This is a genomic window from Microbacterium aurantiacum, assembly GCF_002872075.1.
Lineage (GTDB): Bacteria > Actinomycetota > Actinomycetes > Actinomycetales > Microbacteriaceae > Microbacterium > Microbacterium aurantiacum_A.
This window is the reverse complement of record NZ_PGGU01000005.1, coordinates 359736-381083: the sequence shown is the minus strand read 5'-3', so window position 1 is coordinate 381083 and position 21348 is coordinate 359736. Positions and strand designations below refer to the sequence as shown.

General features: G+C 69.1%; 19 protein-coding genes. All 19 read left to right on the top strand.

From position 1 onward, the window contains the following. The first annotated feature begins 27 nt into the window (after positions 1–27). The 19 genes from rpoZ (at position 28) to pyk (ending at position 21300) form a co-directional block, all read left to right on the top strand. Positions 28–285, top strand: a complete 258-nt coding sequence (gene rpoZ / locus CUR96_RS04865; protein WP_102192137.1) for a DNA-directed RNA polymerase subunit omega — start codon at positions 28–30, stop codon at positions 283–285. Between the two features lie 90 nt (positions 286–375). After that, positions 376–1569 carry a methionine adenosyltransferase gene (metK, locus tag CUR96_RS04860; protein ID WP_102192136.1) on the top strand — a complete coding sequence of 398 codons (1194 nt, stop codon included), beginning with the start codon at positions 376–378 and terminating at the stop codon, positions 1567–1569. Between the two features lie 31 nt (positions 1570–1600). Beyond that, the gene (locus CUR96_RS04855) at positions 1601–3559 is read left to right on the top strand and encodes a hypothetical protein (protein ID WP_102192135.1); all 1959 of its coding nucleotides are present in this window, start codon (positions 1601–1603) and stop codon (positions 3557–3559) included. Positions 3560–3577: 18 nt separating this feature from the next. Next, positions 3578–4498 (top strand): methionyl-tRNA formyltransferase, encoded by a 921-nt coding sequence (fmt, locus tag CUR96_RS04850; RefSeq protein WP_102192134.1) that lies wholly within the window; start codon positions 3578–3580, stop codon positions 4496–4498. Next, positions 4495–6012 (top strand): RsmB/NOP family class I SAM-dependent RNA methyltransferase, encoded by a 1518-nt coding sequence (locus tag CUR96_RS04845; RefSeq protein ID WP_102192133.1) that lies wholly within the window; start codon positions 4495–4497, stop codon positions 6010–6012. The genes fmt and CUR96_RS04845 overlap by 4 nt, the downstream gene beginning before the upstream one ends. Before the next feature lie 4 nt (positions 6013–6016). Beyond that, positions 6017–6697, top strand: a complete 681-nt coding sequence (gene rpe / locus CUR96_RS04840) for a ribulose-phosphate 3-epimerase (protein WP_281255044.1) — start codon at positions 6017–6019, stop codon at positions 6695–6697. Beyond that, positions 6694–6957: a phosphoribosyl-ATP diphosphatase gene (locus CUR96_RS04835; protein WP_102192131.1), complete on the top strand. Its 264-nt coding sequence runs from the start codon at positions 6694–6696 to the stop codon at positions 6955–6957. The genes rpe and CUR96_RS04835 overlap by 4 nt, the downstream gene beginning before the upstream one ends. A 38-nt stretch (positions 6958–6995) precedes the next feature. Continuing rightward, positions 6996–7835: an ATP phosphoribosyltransferase gene (gene hisG, locus CUR96_RS04830; RefSeq protein WP_102192130.1), complete on the top strand. Its 840-nt coding sequence runs from the start codon at positions 6996–6998 to the stop codon at positions 7833–7835. Beyond that, positions 7835–8596, top strand: coding sequence for an imidazole glycerol phosphate synthase subunit HisF (hisF, locus tag CUR96_RS04825; protein WP_102192129.1), 762 nt, complete (start codon positions 7835–7837; stop codon positions 8594–8596). Before hisG ends, hisF begins: the two co-directional genes overlap by 1 nt. Beyond that, positions 8593–8952 carry a phosphoribosyl-AMP cyclohydrolase gene (hisI, locus tag CUR96_RS04820; RefSeq protein WP_102192128.1) on the top strand — a complete coding sequence of 120 codons (360 nt, stop codon included), beginning with the start codon at positions 8593–8595 and terminating at the stop codon, positions 8950–8952. Before hisF ends, hisI begins: the two co-directional genes overlap by 4 nt. After that, positions 8949–9545 carry a Trp biosynthesis-associated membrane protein gene (locus CUR96_RS04815; RefSeq protein ID WP_102192127.1) on the top strand — a complete coding sequence of 199 codons (597 nt, stop codon included), beginning with the start codon at positions 8949–8951 and terminating at the stop codon, positions 9543–9545. The genes hisI and CUR96_RS04815 overlap by 4 nt, the downstream gene beginning before the upstream one ends. Before the next feature lie 48 nt (positions 9546–9593). Then, positions 9594–9839, top strand: coding sequence for an HGxxPAAW family protein (locus CUR96_RS04810; protein ID WP_102192126.1), 246 nt, complete (start codon positions 9594–9596; stop codon positions 9837–9839). Beyond that, positions 9839–10618, top strand: a complete 780-nt coding sequence (trpC, locus tag CUR96_RS04805) for an indole-3-glycerol phosphate synthase TrpC (RefSeq protein WP_102192125.1) — start codon at positions 9839–9841, stop codon at positions 10616–10618. The genes CUR96_RS04810 and trpC overlap by 1 nt, the downstream gene beginning before the upstream one ends. Further along, positions 10615–11838 carry a tryptophan synthase subunit beta gene (gene trpB / locus CUR96_RS04800; RefSeq protein ID WP_102192124.1) on the top strand — a complete coding sequence of 408 codons (1224 nt, stop codon included), beginning with the start codon at positions 10615–10617 and terminating at the stop codon, positions 11836–11838. The genes trpC and trpB overlap by 4 nt, the downstream gene beginning before the upstream one ends. After that, on the top strand, positions 11835–12638 hold the full coding sequence (gene trpA / locus CUR96_RS04795) for a tryptophan synthase subunit alpha (protein WP_102192123.1): 804 nt from the start codon (positions 11835–11837) through the stop codon (positions 12636–12638). Before trpB ends, trpA begins: the two co-directional genes overlap by 4 nt. Before the next feature lie 10 nt (positions 12639–12648). Then, the gene (gene lgt, locus CUR96_RS04790) at positions 12649–13677 is read left to right on the top strand and encodes a prolipoprotein diacylglyceryl transferase (protein ID WP_102192122.1); all 1029 of its coding nucleotides are present in this window, start codon (positions 12649–12651) and stop codon (positions 13675–13677) included. A 79-nt stretch (positions 13678–13756) separates the two neighbouring features. Continuing rightward, on the top strand, positions 13757–18337 hold the full coding sequence (gene gltB / locus CUR96_RS04785) for a glutamate synthase large subunit (protein WP_102192121.1): 4581 nt from the start codon (positions 13757–13759) through the stop codon (positions 18335–18337). Continuing rightward, entirely contained in the window at positions 18330–19796 is a 1467-nt protein-coding gene (locus CUR96_RS04780) for a glutamate synthase subunit beta (protein ID WP_102192120.1), read from the top strand. The genes gltB and CUR96_RS04780 overlap by 8 nt, the downstream gene beginning before the upstream one ends. A 55-nt stretch (positions 19797–19851) precedes the next feature. Further along, entirely contained in the window at positions 19852–21300 is a 1449-nt protein-coding gene (gene pyk, locus CUR96_RS04775) for a pyruvate kinase (protein WP_102192119.1), read from the top strand. Positions 21301–21348: the final 48 nt, after the last annotated feature.

Below are 21348 nucleotides of genomic sequence, written 5' to 3'. Positions count from 1 at the left end.
CCCGTCGCCTGATCAGGAGGTCTCACCATGGCCGGACACCACACCAAGGGCATCATCGATCCCCCCATCGACAACCTGCTGTCGCGCGTCGACTCGAAGTACGAACTGGTCATCTACGCCGCCAAGCGCGCGCGCCAGATCAACGACTACTACTCCGACCTGCACGAGGGCAACCTGTTCGACAACGTCGGGCCGCTCGTCGACTCCTCCGTCGAGGACAAGCCGCTCACCATCGCACTGCACGAGATCAACGAGGACAAGCTCCGCCTGCGTCACGCGGAGTGACATTCGGTCCGCGCCCCCGCTCATGTCGGAGGCGCGGACCAGAATGGGTGCATCAGCCCTTCCCCCGTCCGTCCCCGTTCTGGAGCACCGATGAGCGCCCTGCGTCTGTTCACGTCCGAGTCCGTCACCGAAGGGCACCCGGACAAGATCTGCGACCAGATCTCGGACAGCATCCTCGACGGGCTCATCGCCAAGGATCCGGAGTCCCGGGTCGCGGTGGAGACGCTCGTCACCACCGGCCTCGTGCACGTCGCGGGCGAGATCCGCACCGAGGCCTACGTCGACATCCCGACGATCGTGCGCAAGGTCGTCAACGACATCGGCTACACGTCCAGTGACACCGGCTTCGACGGCGACTCCTGCGGTGTGAGCATCTCGGTGGGCGAGCAGTCCACCGACATCGCGCACGGCGTCGACAATGCGCAGGAACATCGAGACGGCTCATCCGTCGATCCGCTCGACCTGCTCGGCGCCGGCGACCAGGGCATCATGTTCGGCTTCGCCACGAATGAGACCCCCCAGCTGATGCCGATGGCCGCATGGACGGCGCACCGCCTCGCGGAACGTCTCGCCGAAGTGCGCCGCTCCGGGCTGCTCCCGTTCCTGCGCCCTGACGGCAAGACTCAGGTCACGCTCGGATACGACGGGTTCACGCCGAAGACCGTCGATGCCATCGTGCTGTCGACGCAGCACAACCCCGACATCTCCCAGGACGAGCTCAAGGCGCAGCTGCGCGAGCACGTCATCGACCCGGTCCTGGAGACCACAGGTCTCGACCTGTCCGATGTGACCTACTACATCAACCCGGCGGGCCCGTTCGTCACGGGCGGCCCCAAGGGTGATGCGGGCCTCACCGGCCGCAAGATCATCATCGACACCTACGGTGGCGCGGCACGGCACGGCGGTGGCGCGTTCAGTGGCAAGGACCCATCGAAGGTCGACCGATCCGGCGCGTACGCGACCAGGTGGGTCGCCAAGAACGCCGTGGCCGCCGGCCTCGCCGACCGCCTCGAGGTGCAGATCGCCTACGCCATCGGCGTCGCCCGTCCGGTGGGCCTGTATGTCGAGACGTTCGGCACCGGCAAGGTCTCCGACGAGTCGATCATCGAGGCGATCGATTCGGTCTTCGACCTCCGCCCGCAGGCGATCATCGAAGAGCTCGACCTGCTCCGGCCCATCTACGCCCAGACGGCCGCCTATGGGCACTTCGGGCGCGAGCTTCCCGACTTCACCTGGGAGCGCACCGACCGCGCCGAAGAGCTGCGCCGCGCTGCCGGGCTCTGAGGGAGCCGGTTCCCGTGACACCTCGGTCCTCATGAGCGCCGAGAGCCGGCGCATCGCGCGCGTGCTGCTGGATTCTCCGCTGCCGCAGCTCGACAGGCTGTTCGACTACGCGCTTCCCGCGGAACTGGGCGAGGTTCCGCTCGGCGTCCGCGTCCGCGTCCCTCTGCGCACAGCGGGCCGTGTGATCGACGGCTACATCATCGAGATCGACACCGAGGACGACGCGGACCGGGCGCTCTCCGAGGTGGAGAGCATCGTCTCGACGGCCGCCGTCCTGCCGGATCGGCTGTACCGGCTGGCCAGGCGCGCCGCAGACCGGGCAGCCGGTTCCGCATCGGACGTCCTGCGCCTCGCGATCCCCAAGCGCCAGGTGCGGGTCGAGAAGGCCTGGACGGCGGATGCCCCCGCCGTCCGCCCCCACGAGACCGCGCTCACCCGGGCGGCCGAGGTCGTCGGTCGCTACGAAGGCCTCGAAGAGGTCCTGACCGGTCGCGGTCGCGCCGCCGTCGAAGCCGTTCCCGCACTCGACGACGGTTCCCCGGCGTGGGCGCAACTGCTTGCCGCTGCGGCGGTGCGCGCCCTCGCATCGGGATCGTCGACGGTCCTCGTCGTGCCGGACCACCGCGACGTCGACAGCCTTCTCAAGACGCTGTCTGTGCTCGTGCCCGACGAAGCCGTGGTGCGCCATGACTCGAGGCAATCGAATCCCGATCGCTACCGCGCTTTCCTGCGCACCCTCGAGGATGCGCCGTGCATCGTCGTCGGCAACCGCTCCGCCGTCTATTCACCGGTCGAAGCCGGGCTCGTGGTCATCTGGGACGACGGCGATCCGCTGCTGGGCGAGCAGCTCGCCCCCTACATCAACGCACGGGACGCGGCGCTGCTGCGCCAGGAGCAGGAGGGTTCGGCTCTCCTCATCGCCGGACACACCCGTACGACCGACACCGAGCGTCTGGTCCTGCACGGCTGGCTTCAGGAGGTCCGCGCCGCTCGCCGCGTCCTGCCGCGGGTGCTGCTGAGCACGCCGCAGGAGATGGAACAGCCACAGGCGCAGCGGCTGCCGTCTTCGGCATTCCTCGCCGCCCGGACGGCCGCCGCCGAGGGCCCGGTGCTGGTCCAGGTGTCCCGCCCTGGTTTCTCACCATCCCTCGTGTGTGCGGGATGCCGGGCGCCGGCACGTTGCGTCCACTGCGGCGGGCCCCTCGGCGCCCGGCATCGCGGGGCCGTTCCGGTCTGCGGCTGGTGCGGGCGATCGGCACGCGCCTGGGCGTGCCCTTCCTGCTCGGGCGTGCAACTGCGCCTGGCCTCCTCCGGGAGCGAGCGCACAGCCGACGAACTCGGCCGCGCGTTCCCCGGTGTGCGCGTCATCGTCGCCGACGGCGCACATCCCGTCGAGAAAGTCGACGCGCGCCCTGCCCTCGTCGTCGCCACCCGCGGAGCGGAGCCGCTCGCGGAGGGCGGCTATCGCGCGGTGGTTCTTCTCGACGGCGCCCGGATGCTGCAGGCTCCCGATCTGCGCGTCGGCGAGGCGTGCCTGCGATGGTGGTCGAACGCCGCCGCCCTCGCCGCGCCCGGTGCGCCGATCCACCTGGTCGGTGTCAACGGTCCTGTGGCCATGGCGCTCGCGACCTGGAACCACGCCGGGTATGCCCGCTCCGAATTGGAGTCGCGGGCCCCGCTGCATATGCCGCCGACCATGCGGGTCGCGCTCATCGAGGGCACGACGGACGCCGTCGCACGCGCCCTGGAGGCGCTGCGCGAACTCTCCCTTCCTGCCGAGGCCGTGCTCGGCCCTGTTCCCATCGAACCCGAGGATGACCCGCCACGCGTGCGCGCCCTGCTCCGGTTCGACTACGGTTCCGGCCTGCGGGTCGCGACGACACTGCGTGCCGCCGTCGTCGCCGAGGCGGTGCGGCACCGACGTGGCCGAGGTCGCACCACGCGCAGCACTCTCACGGTGCGCCTCGATATCCTCGACCCAGAGCTCTGACCCTCCCGGAGAACCTTCATGCGCCTCGTCTTCGCCGGCACACCCGCTGCCGCCATCCCCACTCTCCGCCGTCTGGCGTCTGAGCACGACATCGCCGCGGTGGTGACCCGACCGGACGCGCCCCGCGGACGCAAGCGTGTGCTGACACCCTCGCCGGTCGCCGAGGTGGCAGGCGAGCTCGGTATCCCCGTGATCAAGGCGGCACGCCTGGACGAGGAGGCCTCGGCGCGCATCGCCGCTCTGCGGCCGGATCTCGGCGTGATCGTCGCCTACGGCGGTCTCGTCCGCGAACCACTGCTGTCCACACCTACGCATGGCTGGATCAATCTGCACTTCTCACTTCTCCCGCAGTGGCGGGGAGCAGCACCGGTCCAACGCGCGCTGATCGCCGGTGACGCGGAACTCGGCGCGAGCGTGTTCCAGCTCGTCGCCGAACTCGACGCCGGAGATGTCTTCGCCGCACGGACGATCGCGGTCCCGGACGGGGCGACGGCTGACGTGGCTCTCGACACGCTGGCCGGCGACGGCGCGCAGCTCACCGCTGAAGTCGTCGCCGGCATCGACGCAGGCACGGCGCGCGCCGTGCCGCAGACCGGGGAAGCGACGCTCGCTCCGAAGCTCACGCTTGACGACGGGCTCCTGGACTGGTCGCTGCCCCTCGATGCCGTCTACGCGCGATACCGCGGGGTCACCCCCGAGCCCGGCGCGCACACGACGGTCGACGGAGTGCGTGTGAAGATCCTCGACGCACGCAGGGCGACCGACGCCGAGGCTCTTCTGCCGGGTGCGATCGCAGCGAGCAGGTCGGCGCTGCTCATCGGCACCGCCAGTCAACCGCTCGCCGTGACCCGGGTGCAGCCGGCCGGGAAGGCGGCGATGAGCGCCGTCGACTGGTGGCGTGGCCAGCGCGGCACCGAGGGCCTGCGAGCCGGCGCATGAGCGGTCAGGAACGACGTCAGCGCCCCCAGGGTCAGGGCGCATCCGGATCCACTCGTCGAAGCACCGACCGCGGTGGTCAACCGCAGCGCTCGGCGCAGCCCTCTCGTGCCGTCCAGCCCGCGCGTCGCGTCGCGTACGACGTGCTGCGCGCGGTCACCGACTCCGACGCCTACGCGAACCTGCTGCTGCCCTCGGCGATCGTCGAGGCGGGTCTCTCGACGCAGGACGCGGCTCTCGCCACCGAGCTCGCCTACGGCACGCTCCGCCGGCGCGGAATGTACGACGCGATCATCGCGGCTGCAGCCGACCGCGACGTGGCGTCGATCGATCCTGCCGTTCTGGATGCGCTGCGACTGGCCGTGCATCAGCTCCTGGCCACCCGCGTGGCCTCGCACGCGGCCGTGAACGAATCCGTGAATCTCGCCGCAACCGCGCAGGGCCGCGGAGCGGCGAGCTTCACGAACGCGGTCCTCCGCCGGATCGCGAAGGAGACGCCAGGGGAGTGGCAGGAACGCATCGAGCGCTCGGCCCGGTCGGACGACGAACGGCTCAGCCTGCGCACCGCGCATCCGGTCTGGGTGATCCGTGCCCTGCGGAGAGCCTTGGCCGCGGAGGGTCGAGCCGACGAGCTGGAAGACCTCCTCGACGCCGACAACGTCTCGCCCGAGGTGACGCTCGTCGCCCTTCCCGGTCTGGCCGAGCGGGACGAGCCGGTCCGGCCCTACGCCGCGACCGCTTTCGGCTCTCCCGGTGGCGACCCGCACCGGATCATGGCCCGCTCCGGTGGCAGGATCCGTGTGCAGGACGAGGGCTCCCAGCTGGTCGCGCTCGCTCTCGCCGATGCCGCGCCGATCCGTCCGGGGGAGCGATGGCTCGACCTCTGCGCCGGCCCCGGCGGGAAGACCGCTCTGCTCGCCGCCATCGCAGCGCAGCACGGTGCACACCTCGAGGCCAACGAGGTCGTCCCGGCGCGAGCCGGACTCGTCCGAAACGCCCTCCGTGCCGTCCCCGGCGACGTGGTCGTGCATCAAGAGGACGGCCGCGAGCTCGCCCGTTCCCGTGCGGGCCAGTACGACCGCATCCTCGTGGACGCACCGTGCACGGGTCTCGGAGCCCTCCGTCGACGTCCCGAGGCGCGCTGGCGGAAGACGCCGGCCGATGTCGCCGAACTCGTGCCGTTGCAGGAGCAGCTCCTCTCCGCGGCGGTGAACGCCCTCGTCCCGGGCGGCATCGTCGCCTACGTCACGTGCTCGCCCCACCTCGCCGAGACCACCGGTGTCGTGCAGGAGGTGCTGCGCGGCCGCGGCGATCTTCGTGAACTCGACGCGCGATCCGTGCTCGCACATGTCGCGCAGTCGCCGATCGATTTCGGAGCGCACGGCGACCAGCCCGGCGGAGGATCCGCGCAGTTGTGGCCGCACCGTCACGGCACCGATGCGATGTTCCTCGCGCTCCTGCAGCGCTCCGATCCGGCTGTGGCAGGCGACGGCGACGCCGCCTCGAAGGGAGAATAGATCTGTGGACCTTCCCCGTGCCCCGCGCATCAACCCCAGCATCCTCGCCGCCGACTTCGTGAACATGCAGCGCGATCTCGCGAAGATCGCCACCGCCGACTTCGCGCACGTCGACGTCATGGACAACCACTTCGTTCCTAACCTCACATTCGGCCCCCAGATGGTCGAACGCATTCAGGCGACCAGTCCGATCCCGCTCGACGTGCATCTCATGATCACGGATCCGGACCACTGGGCGCCCGGCTACGCGGAACTGGGCGCCGCGAGCGTCACCTTCCACCTCGAAGCAGCAGCCGATCCGATCTCGCTGGCTCGCCGTCTGCGGGACATCGGCGCTCGCGCCGGAGTCGCCATCAAGCCGGGAACCCCGGCCGAGGGGCTCTACGACGTGCTCGACGAGTTCGACCAGATCCTCGTGATGACGGTGGAGCCGGGCTTCGGCGGCCAGGGATTCATGCACGAGGCGATGCCGAAGCTGCGCTCGCTCGCCGATGAAGCCCGCCGGCGCGGCTCGAACGTCTGGCTGCAGGTCGACGGGGGCATCTCCGACCGCACCATCGAGATCGCCGCCGCCGCCGGTGCGGACACGTTCGTCGCCGGCTCCGCCGTCTACGGCGCCGACGACGTCGAGGCCGCCGTCACGCGGCTCAGAGACCTCGCACGAGCCGCTAGCCTGGAATCGTGAAGACTTTCGACGAGCTGTTCGCCGAGCTCAGCGTCAAGGCCGAGACCCGTCCGGCAGGATCGGGGACGGTCGCCGAGCTCGACGCCGGCGTGCACACGATCGGCAAGAAGATCGTCGAAGAGGCCGCCGAGGTGTGGATGGCGTCCGAGTACGAATCCGACGAGGCTGCCGCCGAGGAGATCTCCCAGCTGCTGTACCACCTGCAGGTGATGATGATCGCGAAGGGCCTGAGCCTGCAGGACGTCTACCGACATCTGTGATGCGCTCCGCCCCCGTCGACCCCATCTGAAGGTTTCCCATGCTGCGCATTGCTGTACCGAACAAGGGCTCGCTCTCCGAGACCGCCGCCGAGATGCTCGCGGAGGCCGGCTACGCCGGACGACGCGACGCCAAGACCCTGCACCTCATCGACACCGAGAACGACGTCGAGTTCTTCTTCCTTCGTCCCCGTGACATCGCCACCTATGTCGCGTCCGGCGCGCTCGACGTGGGCATCACCGGCCGCGATCTGCTGCGCGACGTGCCGCAGCAGGCGCGTGAGATCGAGTCGCTGGGCTTCGGCGGATCCACCTTCCGCTTCGCGGGTCCTCCCGGACGGTTCCACACGGTCGCGGACCTCGCGGGTGTCCGCGTGGCTTCGGCATACCCCGGCCTCGTCGGCGATTTCCTGCGCGAGCACGGCGTCGCGGCGGAACTCGTCCAGCTCGACGGAGCCGTCGAGTCCGCCGTGCGTCTCGGGGTCGCGGATGCCGTGGCCGACGTCGTCTCGACGGGAACCACCCTCCGGCAGGCGGGGCTGGACATCTTCGGCCCGGTGATCCTCGAGTCCGAGGCCGTTCTGATCAGCCGCCCGGGCGACGCCGAGGGCACAGAGACGCTGCTGCGCCGCCTGCGCGGTGTGATGGTGGCCAGGCGGTTCGTGCTGATCGACTACGACCTGCCGGCCGAGCTCGTCGATCAGGCTGTCCAGATCGCACCGGGCCGTGAATCGCCGACGATCTCCCCGCTTCGCGATCCTTCCTGGGTCGCGGTGCGCGTGATGGTGCCGAGCCGTGGCGTCAATCAGGTGATGGACGACCTGTACGCCCTCGGTGCGCGCGCCATCCTGGTGACCGCGATCCACGCCGCGAGGCTCTGATGACCCTCGCCAGCCGCGTCATCCCGTGCCTCGACGTGGCCGCAGGCCGTGTCGTCAAGGGCGTGAACTTCGAGAATCTCCGTGACATGGGCGACCCCGTAGAACTCGCCCGGCACTACGCCGCGCAGGGCGCGGACGAGATCACCTTCCTCGACGTGACGGCCACCGTCGACGCGAGAGCCACCACCTACGACGTCGTGCAGCGCACGGCCGAGCAGGTGTTCGTGCCGCTCACGGTCGGCGGAGGAGTGCGCAGTGTCGACGACGTCGCCCGGCTGCTCGCGGTCGGCGCCGACAAGGTCGGCGTGAACTCCGCCGCGATCGCCCGGCCCGGGCTCATCGACGAGATCGCCGACCGGTTCGGCGCACAGGTGCTGGTGCTCTCGCTCGACGTCAAGCGCGCCGAGGGAACGCCCTCGGGATTCGTGGTCACCACGCACGGCGGGCGCACGCAGACGACCCTCGACGCCATCGCCTGGGCGCGGGAGGCGATCGAACGGGGTGCCGGCGAGCTGCTGGTGAACTCGATCGACGCGGACGGCACGCGTGACGGCTTCGACCTGGAACTCGTCCGCCTGATGCGCGAAGCGGCGACGGTTCCGGTGATCGCTTCCGGCGGCGCCGGGAAGGCGGCCGACTTCGCACCCGCGATCAAGGCGGGTGCGGATGCCGTGCTGGCCGCCAGTGTCTTCCACACCGGGGCCCTCACGGTCGGCGACGTCAAGGACGCGCTGCGCGCCGAAGGGGTGCTGGTCAGATGAGCGATCTGGAGACGCGCATCGCGCAGGTCGCCTGGAACGACGACGGGCTCGCGCCCGTGATCGTGCAGCAGTGGGACACGCACGAGGTCCTGATGCTGGCGTGGGTGGATGCCGAGGCACTGCGCCGCACGCTCACCTCGGGGCGAGTCACCTACTGGTCGCGCTCGCGTCAGGAGTACTGGCGCAAGGGCGACACCTCCGGCAACATCCAGACCGTCCGTGAGGCGCGTCTGGACTGCGACGGCGACGCCATCCTGCTGCAGGTCGACCAGACAGGCCCCGCCTGTCACACCGGCACTCGCACCTGTTTCGACACCACCGACCTCGAGGCCGTTCCCGGGAACGGCGGCGCATGAGCATCGCACGACGCGGGCGCTCTCTCGCCGTCTCGGGCTTTCTGCTCGCCGGCGCCGTCGGCATCATCTCGTCGACCCAGACCTGGCTCACGGTCGACCGGGCGGATGCCGGCGCGGCGATCCTCGTCCCCGGGGCCGAAGCGCTGCCGCTGCTCGCACCGCTCAGCCTCGCCGTGCTCGCCCTCGGGGCGGCACTGTCGATCGCCGGGCCCATCGTGCGTCTCATCTTCGCCGTCGTCGCTGCCGCCACGGCGGTCCTCCTGGCCTGGTCGACGGTTCCGCTGCTCGTCGCGCCGCCGCTCAGCGCGGTCGCTCCTACGGTCACGGACACGACGGGCCTCGCCGGGCCCGAAGCTCTGTCCGAGATCATCGCGTCGATCACGACATCGTTCTGGCCGGTCCTCGCCCTCATCGCCTGGGTGCTCCTGTTCGCCACCGCCGTGCTGGTGCTGGTCACCTGGCGCCGGTGGAAGGCCGGGGGGCGCCGGTACCGCACCGAGCCCGTGGCCGGTGATCACGGCGACGGCGACAGCGCCGTCGACGCGATCGAATCCTGGGACGAGCTGTCGCGTGGCACCGACCCGACACGATGACCCCGATAGACTGAGCCGACCCCCGCACGTCGTCCCCCGGAGGAGAACATGACCAACCCGATCGCCGACCCCGGCCACGGACACTCGCCTGCGGCCTGGACCGCTGTCGTGATCATGCTCGTGGGCTTCACGGTCGGCACCGTCGCGTACTGCCTGGCCGAGTTCAGCCCCGTGTGGGTCGCGCTCATCTGGGTGGGGGCCGCCATCGTCCCGGTCGGTGCGATCGTCGGCTGGATTCTCGCGAAGGCGGGTTACGGCGTGAAGGGCCCCAAGTACTCGCCGAAGGCGCACTAGTGGTCCTCGCCGACCTGACGGCCGGCGCTGTCGCCGACGCCGAGCGTCGCGCTCTGTCCCGGCCTTTCGCCGAGGTCGAGAAGGCCGCTCTGGCACGCCCGTCCGCGAAAGACGCCCTTGCGGCGCTCGCGCCAGCCGAGCAGGTCAAGGTCATCGCCGAGGTGAAACGCGCCAGCCCGTCGCGCGGGGCTCTCGCCGAGATCCCCGACCCGGCCCACCAGGCGTCCCTCTACGAGATCGGCGGCGCCTCCGCGATCAGCGTCCTCACCGAGGAGCGCCGCTTCGGCGGCAGCCTGGCCGACCTCGAGGCGGTCACCGCCCGCGTGTCCGTTCCGGTGCTCCGCAAGGACTTCATCGCGACGCCCTACCAGGTGTTCGAAGCCCGCGCCGCCGGCGCCGACCTGGTGCTGCTCATCGTCGCCGGGCTCGAGCCCGCTGTGCTCCGCGACCTGTACGCCCTCATCGGAGAGCTGGGCATGACGCCTCTCGTCGAGACCCATTCGGCCGACGAGCTCGAACAGGCGATCGACCTGGGCGCGGGCCTCATCGGCGTGAACGCGCGCGACCTGAAGACCCTGCAGCTCGACCGTGATCTCTTCGGGCGGCTGGCCGACCGCATCCCGAGCACGTCCGTGAAGATCGCCGAGTCCGCGGTGCTGACCCCCGACGACGTCGCGCACTACCGCGCCGCCGGCGCCGACGTCGTCCTGATCGGCGAAGCCCTCGTCACCGGCGACCCGGTCGCCACACTGAAGAGCTTCCTGGAGGTGAAGGGATGAGCCTGCGCGACCAGCAAGGACCGTTCTTCGGAGAATACGGCGGGCGCTACATGCCCGAGTCCCTCATCGCGGCGATCGACGAGCTCGCCGCCGCATACACCGCAGCCGTCGCCGACCCGGCGTTCCGGGCCGAGCTCGCCTCGCTCCTGAGCTCCTATGCGGGCCGCCCGTCCGCGCTCACCGAGGTGCCGCGGTTCGCCGCACACGCGGGAGGGGCGCGGGTTTTCCTCAAGCGCGAAGACCTCAACCACACCGGCTCGCACAAGATCAACAACGTGCTCGGGCAGGCGCTGCTGACCAAGAGGCTCGGCAAGACGCGGGTCATCGCCGAGACCGGCGCCGGGCAGCACGGAGTCGCCACGGCGACCGCCGCGGCGCTGTTCGGCCTGGAGTGCACCATCTACATGGGCGAGGTCGACACCGAGCGGCAGGCGCTCAACGTCGCCAGGATGCGGCTGCTGGGCGCCGAAGTCGTGCCGGTCACGACGGGCTCGCGCACCCTCAAGGACGCGATCAACGATGCCTATCGCGACTGGGTGGCGTCTGTGGAGACGACGAACTACATCTTCGGCACCGCTGCAGGTCCGCATCCGTTCCCCGCGATGGTCCGCGACTTCCAGAAGATCATCGGTGAGGAGGCACGTCAGCAGCTCCTCGATGAGATCGGGCGGCTTCCCGACGCGGTCGTCGCGTGCGTCGGGGGCGGCTCGAACGCGATCGGCATGTTCGACGCGTTCCTCGACGACGAGGGCGTCGCGCTCTACGGCGTCGAGGCCGCAGGCGACGGGATCGACACGGCCCAGCACGCGGCATCGATCGAGCGCGGTCGCCCTGGTGTGCTGCACGGCGCCAGGACGTACGTGCTGCAGGATGAGGACGGCCAGACCATCGAATCGCACTCGATCTCCGCGGGGCTCGATTACCCCGGCGTAGGACCCGAGCACTCGTGGCTCGCCGACATCGGACGCGCCGCATACATCCCGGCTACTGACGACGAAGCCATGCAGGCGCTGCGTCTGCTCAGCCGCACCGAGGGCATCATCCCCGCGATCGAGTCGGCGCACGCCCTGGCGGGTGCTCTGCGTCTCGGACGCGAGCTCGGTCCGGATGCCGTGATCGCCGTATGCCTCTCGGGCCGCGGCGACAAGGACATGGACACCGCCGCGCGCTACTTCGACCTCTACGACTCCACGGCCGAAGCGCGGGAGGGCAGCGCATGAGCCGCGTGGAACAGGCGATCCAGAAGGCGCACGACGCCGGGCGGACGGCGTTCATCGGCTACCTGCCGGTCGGTTTCCCCGATCTCGACACCAGCATCCAGGCCGCCATCGCCCTCGCCGAGAACGGCGTCGACATCATCGAGCTCGGACCTCCCTACAGCGACCCGGTGATGGACGGCGCGATCATCCAGGAGGCCACCAGGACGGCTCTGGCCGCCGGCTACCGGACGGCGGATCTCTTCACGGCGCTCCGGGAGATCACCGCTGCGACCGACGTCCCCGTCGTGGTGATGACCTACTGGAACCCGGTTCTGCAGTACGGCGTCGACCGCTATGCCGACGACCTGCTCGCCGCGGGCGGTGCCGGCCTCATCACTCCGGACATCACCCCGGAGTCGGCGGCCGACTGGATCGCGGCCAGCGAACGCACCGGTCTCGACCGCGTCTTCCTCGCCGCTCCCACATCGACGGATGACCGTCTCGACCTCGTCGTCGCGTCCTCGACCGGCTTCGTGTACACCGTCTCGACGATGGGCATCACCGGTGAGCGCGCCGACCTCGATCGTGCCGCGCGCACCCTTGTCTCCCGTCTCCGAGAGCACGGCGTCGGTCGCGCCTGCGTCGGAATCGGGATCTCCACGGCCGAGCAGATCGCCGCCGTGGGGGAGTACGCCGACGGCGCGATCGTCGGCACTGCGCTCGTCCGCGCCCTCCGAGACGGGGGCGTTCCCGCCCTCGCCGAGGTCACCCGTACCCTGGCAGCCGGCACCGCGTCGGCACGCCCCGCACTCGAGAACTAGAATCGCAATCATGTCCCTCGCGCTCCACAGCACCGTCAACGGCGTGCTCGCCAGCATTCCGAGCCCTCCGGTCTCCTACATCGACCTGGGCCCGATCCGCGTGCACTTCTACGCCCTCTGCATCATCACCGGCATCATCGCCGCGGTGCTGCTGACGAATCACCGCCTCACCAAGCGCGGTGCGGAGCCGTGGGTCGTGATCGACATCTCGATCCTCGCGGTGCCGCTGGGCATCATCGGCGCCCGGATCTTCCACGTGCTCACCCACCCGAACTTCTACTTCGGCGAGGGCAGCAACACCTGGAACCCGTTCGAGCCCGGCTCGGTGTGGGCGATCTGGGAGGGCGGCATCGCGATCTTCGGCGCTCTCATCGGCGGGGCCATCGGCGCGTACCTGGGATGCCGCTGGACCGGCATCCGCTTCTGGACATTCGCCGACGCCCTGGCACCCGGAATCCTGCTCGCACAGGCGCTCGGGCGATTCGGCAACTGGTTCAACCACGAGCTGTTCGGATTGCCGACGGATCTTCCGTGGGGCCTGGAGATCGAAGCCACGAACCCGGCTTTCCCCCCGGGGCTCCCCGAGGGCACCCTGTTCCACCCCACCTTCCTCTACGAGGTGATCTGGAACGGACTCGGCGTCATCGTGCTGCTCTGGCTCAGCCGCAAGGCGACCTCGTTCCAGTGGGGCAAGCTCTTCGCGATCTACCTGATCTGGTACAGCGCCGGCCGCGTGGTGTGGGAGTCGATCCGGATCGATCCGAGCGAGATCATCCTGGGTCTGCGCAGCAACGTGTGGGCCGCGATCATCGGCATCGTGGTGGGTCTCGCGATCCTCGCGGTGCAGACGCGCCGTCACCCTGGACTCGAGCCCTCGCCGTACATGACGGGCCGAGGCCGGAAAGACCTCGACGCTGAGGTAGAATCGCAGAACAATCCCTCCGATTTCGTGGACCTGAGTGAGCCTCCGGCCGAAGAAGTCACCGCAGGAGCCACTGCCACAAGCACCGCTCCCACGGACGCGGACGGCTCCCGATAGCCGCCAGTCCGTGAGGACCCATCGCATCGCCCGGCCAATGACGTCCCCGGGTCACTTGAAGATCTGAGGACGGTACCGCATGGAATCGAGCGACCTCCGCACGCCCCCCGGCATGGGTTTCCCCGCCAAGCAGGGCATGTACAACCCTGCGTTCGAGAAGGACGCCTGCGGTCTGGCTATGGTCGCCACGCTGCGTGGCGAGGCAGGGCACGACATCATCGCCCTGGCACTCGAGGCGCTCCGCAACCTCGAGCACCGGGGTGCGATCGGGTCGGATGCCGGAACCGGCGACGGCGCCGGCATCCTCACGCAGATGCCCGACGAGTTCCTGCGCGCGGTGACCGGGTTCGAGCTTCCGCCTGTCGGCGAGTACGCCGTCGGCCTCGCGTTCCTGCCCCGTGATTCGGGGCAGCGCCGCCAGCAGAAGGCCGGCATCGAGAAGATCGCCAGGGCCGAGGGCCTGCGCGTCCTCGGATGGCGCGAGGTCCCGACCGTCAACGAACATCTCGGAAAGCTCGCAGACGAAGCCCGTCCGGCTTTCGAGCAGCTGTTCGTGAGCGCCGGGGGAGCGACCGTCGAAGACGTCCCTCTCACCGGCATCGCCCTGGACCGGGTCGCCTATCGGCTGCGCAAGCGCGCCGGTCACGAACTCGGCGCCTACTTCGTCTCGCTGTCGAGCCGCACCCTCGGCTACAAGGGCATGGTCACCACGCTCCAGCTCGAGCCGTTCTACCCTGACCTGCAGGACGAGCGGTTCGCCTCGGAACTCGCCGTCGTGCACTCCCGCTACTCCACGAACACGTTCCCGTCGTGGCCGCTCGCACAGCCGCTGCGCATGCTCGCGCACAACGGCGAGATCAACACCGTCGGCGGCAACCGCAACTGGATGCGCGCGCGCCAGTCGCAGCTGGAGTCCGAGTTGCTCGGCGACATGGCGCCGCTGCTGCCGATCTGCACCGACGGGGCCAGCGACTCGGCATCCTTCGATGAGGTGCTCGAGCTGCTCACCCTCACCGGTCGCAGCCTGCCGCACGCGATCATGATGATGGTCCCGGAGGCCTACGAGAAGCAGGCGGACATCACGCCGGAGCTCCGGTCGTTCTACGAGTACCACTCGAACCAGATGGAGCCCTGGGACGGCCCGGCCGCGCTCATCTTCACCGACGGAACGCTCGTGGGCGCGACCCTCGACCGCAACGGACTTCGTCCCGGCCGCTGGACCGAGACGACCGACGGGCTGATCGTGATCGGCTCCGAGACCGGTGTGCTCACATTCGAGCCCGAGCGGATCAAGCGCCGCGGGCGTCTGCAGCCGGGCAAGATGTTCCTCGTCGACACCGCGCAGCGCCGCATCATCGAGGACGAAGAGCTCAAGCGTGATCTCGCGACCATGCACCCCTGGCAGGAGTGGCTGGATGCGGGCGCCGTGCGCCTCGCGGATCTTCCCGAGCGCGAGCACATCGTGCATCCGCCGGCGTCGATCACCCGCCGCCAGCGCACCTTCGGCTACACCGAGGAGGAAGTGCGCATCCTGCTCACCCCGATGGGACAGAACGGCGTCGAGCCGCTCGGTGCCATGGGATCCGACACGCCGATCGCGGTCCTCAGCAAGCGCCCGCGGCTGCTCTTCGACTACTTCACCCAGCAGTTCGCCCAGGTGACGAACCCCCCGCTGGACTCGATCCGCGAGGAAGTAGTGACCAGCCTGAAGCTCGGCGTCGGGCCGGAGTCGAACCTGCTGACCTGGGGTCCGGAGCACACTCGTACGGTGTCGCTCGACTTCCCGGTCATCGACAACGACGAACTGGCGAAGATCCGCCACATCGACAGGGCGCTTCCCGACCGGTCCAGCGTGACCATCCGGGGGCTGTACCACTTCGACGCCCGACCCCAGACGCTGCAGGACCGTCTCACTGAGATGTGCGCCGAGGTCGACGAGGCCATCGAGAACGGCGCGGAGTTCATCATCCTGTCCGACCGCGACTCGAACAAGGACCTCGTCCCGATCCCGTCGCTGCTCATGGTGTCGGCCGTCCACCACCACCTGATCCGCCGCGAGAACCGGATGAAGGTGGGCCTGATCGTCGAGGCCGGTGACGTCCGCGAGGTGCACCACGTGGCCACGTTGATCGGCTACGGCGCATCTGCCGTCAACCCGTACCTCGCCATGGAGACCGTCGAGCACCTCGTGCGCACCGGGTACATCACGGGGATCACACCCGAGAAGGCCGTGCGCAACCTCATCTACGCGCTCGGCAAGGGCGTGCTGAAGATCATGTCGAAGATGGGCATCTCGACGGTGTCCTCGTACGCCGGCGCCCAGGTCTTCGAGGCGGTCGGCCTCAGCCAGGAGTTCATCGACGCGTACTTCACGCGCACCGAATCGAAGCTCGGCGGGATCGGCATCGAAGAGGTCTTCGCCGAGAACCAGGCGCGTCACGACTACGCCTACCCCGAAGACGCGGCGGCTCGCGCTCACGAGCGACTCTGGACGGGCGGCGAGTACCAGTGGCGCCGTGACGGGTCTCCGCACCTGTTCAACCCGGAGACGGTGTTCAAACTGCAGCACGCCACGCGCACCCGTCGCTACGACATCTTCCGCGAGTACACGAAGCTCGTCGACGACCAGGCCGCCGAGCTGAAGACGCTCCGCGGGCTGTTCAAGCTGCGTACCGGCACGCGCAAACCGGTGCCCCTGGACGAGGTCGAGTCCGTCTCCGATATCGTCAAGCGCTTCTCCACCGGTGCGATGAGCTACGGCTCGATCTCTCAGGAGGCGCACGAGACGCTCGCGATCGCGATGAACCGGATCGGCGGCAAGTCGAACACCGGCGAGGGCGGAGAGGATGCGGATCGCCTCGTCGACCCCGAGCGCCGCAGCGCGATCAAGCAGGTGGCCTCCGGCCGGTTCGGCGTCACCAGCCTGTACCTCACCGAGGCCGAGGACATCCAGATCAAGCTCGCTCAGGGCGCCAAGCCCGGCGAGGGCGGCCAGCTGCCGCCGACCAAGGTGTACCCGTGGGTGGCCCGCACCCGTCACGCGACTGCCGGCGTCGGACTGATCTCTCCGCCGCCCCACCACGACATCTACTCGATCGAGGACCTCAAGCAGCTCATCTTCGATCTGAAGCGGGCGAACCCCGAGGCCCGCATCCACACGAAGCTCGTCAGCCAGTCGGGCATCGGCGCGGTGTCGGCCGGTGTCGCGAAGGCGCTCAGCGATGTCATCCTGGTCTCCGGGCACGACGGCGGCACGGGCGCGAGCCCGATGAACTCGCTGAAGCACGCCGGGACGCCGTGGGAACTCGGACTCGCCGAGACGCAGCAGACCCTGATGCTCAACGGCATGCGCGATCGTGTGGTCGTGCAGGTCGACGGCCAGCTGAAGACCGGTCGAGACGTGATCATCGGCGCCCTCCTCGGGGCCGAGGAGTTCGGATTCGCGACGGCGCCGCTGGTGGTCAGCGGCTGCATCATGATGCGCGTCTGCCATCTCGACACGTGCCCCGTCGGCGTCGCCACGCAGAACCCCGCTCTGCGGGAGCGATTCACCGGCAAGCCGGAATTCGTCGTCAACTTCATGGAGTTCATCGCCGAGGAGGTGCGGGAACTGCTCTCGGAGCTCGGCTACCGCTCGCTCGACGAGATCGTCGGCCGCACCGAGCTCATCGAGGTGAACGGTGCGCTCGAGCATTGGAAGGCCGAGGGCCTCGACCTCAGCCCGGTGCTCGAAGGCCCCGCGTTCCCCGCGGGCGAGCCCCGCCGGAGCGGACGCACTCAGGACCACGAACTCGAGAAGCACTTCGACGTCGCTCTGATCGACATGGCCAAGGATGCGCTGCTGAACGGCGACCCGGTACTGGTCGACCTGCCCATCAGCAACACGGAGCGCGCAGTCGGAACCATGCTCGGTCACCAGGTGACCGCTCGGCACGGTGCAGCGGGTCTCGCCCGCGAGACCATCGACATCACCCTGCACGGCACGGCAGGCCAGTCGCTCGGCGCCTTCCTGCCGCCGGGCATCATCCTCCGGCTCGAGGGTGATGCGAACGACTATGTCGGCAAGGGCCTGTCCGGTGGTGACATCACCATCCGGCCGCCGCGCGGCTCGAAGATCGCACCTCACGAGAACGTGATCGCCGGCAACGTGATCGGCTATGGCGCGACCTCAGGCACGATGTTCATCTCGGGCGTCGTCGGGGAGCGGTTCCTGGTGCGCAACTCCGGAGCGACCGCGGTCGTCGAAGGCGTCGGCGACCACGCTCTCGAGTACATGACCGGCGGTCTCGCGGTGATCCTCGGCACGACCGGTCGCAACTTCGGCGCCGGCATGTCCGGGGGAGTGGCCTACGTCCAGTCCCTGAGAACCGAGAAGATCAACGCGCAGTCGTTCGACAGCGGCGAACTGCTGCTCGAGCCGCTGGATCGTGCGGATCTCGAGGTGCTGCGCAGTCTGCTCGTCGAACACGTCGAGCGCACGGCCTCGCCCCTGGCGGCCGACATCCTGGAGCGGTTCGAGACGGCCGCATCCGACTTCGTGAAGGTGCTTCCGCGTGACTTCGCCGCCGTGCGCAGCATGCGCGAGGAAGCAGTCGCCGAGGGAATCGACCCCGACGGCGACATCGTGTGGAACCGCATCCTGGAGGTGACCGGTGGCTGATCCCAAAGGTTTTCTGAAGGTCACCGAGCGTGAGCTTCCCGCCCGCCGTCCGGTGCCCGTGCGCATCATGGACTGGAAAGAGGTCTACCAGGCCGGCGATCAGGCGGTGCTGCGCCGTCAGGCCGGCCGCTGCATGGACTGCGGTGTGCCGTTCTGCCACTCGGGCTGCCCGCTGGGGAACCTCATCCCGGAGTGGAACGATCTCACCTGGCGTGGCGAGGGCCGCGCGGCCATCGAGCGTCTGCACGCCACGAACAACTTCCCGGAGTTCACCGGTCGGCTGTGCCCCGCTCCGTGCGAGAGCTCCTGCGTGCTGGGGATCAACCAGCCCGCGGTCACGATCAAGCAGGTCGAGGTGTCGATCATCGACGAGGCGTTCGCGAAGGGCTGGGTCGACGCGCAGCCGCCGGCACGCCTGACCGGTAAGACCGTCGCGGTCGTCGGTTCCGGTCCCGCTGGCCTCGCGGCCGCTCAGCAGTTGACGAGGGCCGGTCACACCGTCGCCGTCTTCGAGCGCGATGACCGCATCGGCGGACTGCTCCGCTACGGCATCCCGGACTTCAAGATGGAGAAGACCCACCTGGAGTCCCGCCTGCGTCAGATGCAGGAGGAGGGCACCCGGTTCCGCGCGGGCGTCGAGATCGGCAGGGACATCTCCTGGGCCGACCTCCGCGCGCGCTACGACGCAGTGGTGATCGCCACAGGGTCCACGGTGCCGCGCGACCTCCCGATTCCCGGCCGCGACCTCGCCGGCGTGCATTTCGCGATGGAGTACCTGGTCGAGTCCAATCACGCCGTGGCCGGCGACAAGGTGCCGGAGCAGATCACCGCCGAGGGCAAGCACGTCATCGTGATCGGCGGCGGTGACACCGGTGCCGACTGCATCGGAACCGCTCACCGCCAGGGCGCGCTCAGCGTCACCAACCTCGCGATCGGCAAGCAACCGGGCGAAGAGCGTCCCGACCACCAGCCGTGGCCGATGATGCCGACTCTGTTCGAGATGCAGTCCGCGCATGAGGAGGGCGGAGAGCGGGTCTTCCTCGCCTCCACCGTCGAGTTCCTCTCGAACGACGTCGGCGAGCTTCGAGCTCTCCGGGTCGCCGAGACCGAGTACGTCGACGGCCGTCGCATCCCCAAGAGCGGCACCGAGCGGGAGATCCCCGCCGACCTGGTGCTGATCGCCATGGGATTCACCGGCCCCGAGCAGGACGGCTACACCGAGGACACCCGTCCGCAGGTGACCGACCGTGGTGCGTTCCAGCGGGATTCGACCTACGAATCCACCGTCCCCGGCGTCTTCGTCGCCGGCGATGCCGGGCGCGGACAGTCGCTCATCGTCTGGGCGATCGCCGAGGGTCGTGCGGCGGCTGCGAACGTCGACCGGTACCTGATGGGCTCCACCGTGCTCCCCGAGCCGGTGCGTCCGGATGATGTCGCGCTGGGCCTTCAGCCCGCGTAGGCTGAGCCGCGGCACCGTCGCCTGATTTCTATCCCCCTCTACCCTGGAGTATCTGTTGAGACGCGCGAAAATCGTCGCCACACTGGGCCCTGCCACATCCACCTACGACACCGTGCGCGCTCTGATCGATGCCGGTGTGGATGTCGCCCGCCTGAACCTCAGCCACGGTGACTACTCCGTGCACGAGAACAACTACGCGAACGTCCGTCGCGCCGCCGAGGACTCCGGCCGTGCGGTCGCGATCCTCGTCGACCTGCAGGGCCCCAAGATCCGCCTCGGCAAGTTCGAGGCCGGCCCCTACGAGCTCGAGGTCGGTGACATCTTCAAGATCACCACCGAGGACATCATCGGCAACAAGGACATCTGCGGAACGACGTTCAAGGGTCTTCCGCAGGACGTCAACGCAGGCGACTTCCTCCTCATCGACGACGGCAAGGTCAAGGTCGAGGTCATCGAGACCGACGGCGTCACCGTCACGACTCGGGTCATCGTCGCCGGCGCCGTCTCGAACAACAAGGGCATCAACCTGCCCGGCGTGGCCGTGAACGTGCCTGCGCTGAGCGAGAAGGACGAGGATGACCTGCGCTGGGGTCTGCGCATCGGCGCCGACCTCATCGCGCTGTCGTTCGTGCGCAACGCCAGCGACGTCGAGCGGGTGCACGAGATCATGGCTGAAGAGGGCGTCAAGGTCCCGGTCATCGCCAAGATCGAGAAGCCGCAGGCCGTCGACGCGCTCGAGGGGATCGTCGACGCGTTCGACGGCATCATGGTAGCCCGTGGTGACCTCGGCGTCGAGCTGCCGCTGGAAGCGGTGCCGATCGTGCAGAAGCGCGCGGTCGAACTCGCCCGCCGCATGGCCAAGCCGGTCATCGTCGCCACCCAGATGCTCGAGTCGATGATCAACAGCCCGGTGCCGACCCGCGCCGAGACCTCGGATGTCGCCAACGCCGTCCTCGACGGCGCCGACGCCGTGATGCTGTCCGGCGAGACCAGCGTCGGCGAGTATCCGGTCATCGTCGTGGAGACGATGGCGCGGATCATCGAATCCACCGAGGAGCACGGCCTGGAGCGCATCGCGCCGCTCACGAACAAGCCGCGCACGCAGGGTGGTGCGATCACCCTCGCAGCCCTCGAGGTCGCGGAGTTCGTCGAGGCGAAGTTCCTCTGCGTGTTCACCCAGTCCGGCGACTCCGCTCGCCGACTCTCGCGTCTGCGCTCACGCATCCCGATGCTCGCTTTCACTCCGGAGCCCGGGATCCGCCGTCGCATGGCGCTGACGTGGGGCATCCGCTCGACGCTCGTCGACATGGTCCAGCACACCGACCTGATGTACCTCCAGGTGGACACCTACCTCCTCACCACCGGCCTCGCCGAGACGGGTGACAAGGTCGTCGTGATCTCCGGTTCCCCTCCCGGAATCGTCGGTTCCACGAACGACATCCGCGTGCACAAGGTCGGGGATGCCGTCGGCGGCGCCGCCCCGATCTACAAGGCCGTCATCTGACGCCCTGATGACGCAGGAGGGCCGGGGTCGAACGACCTCGGTCCTCCT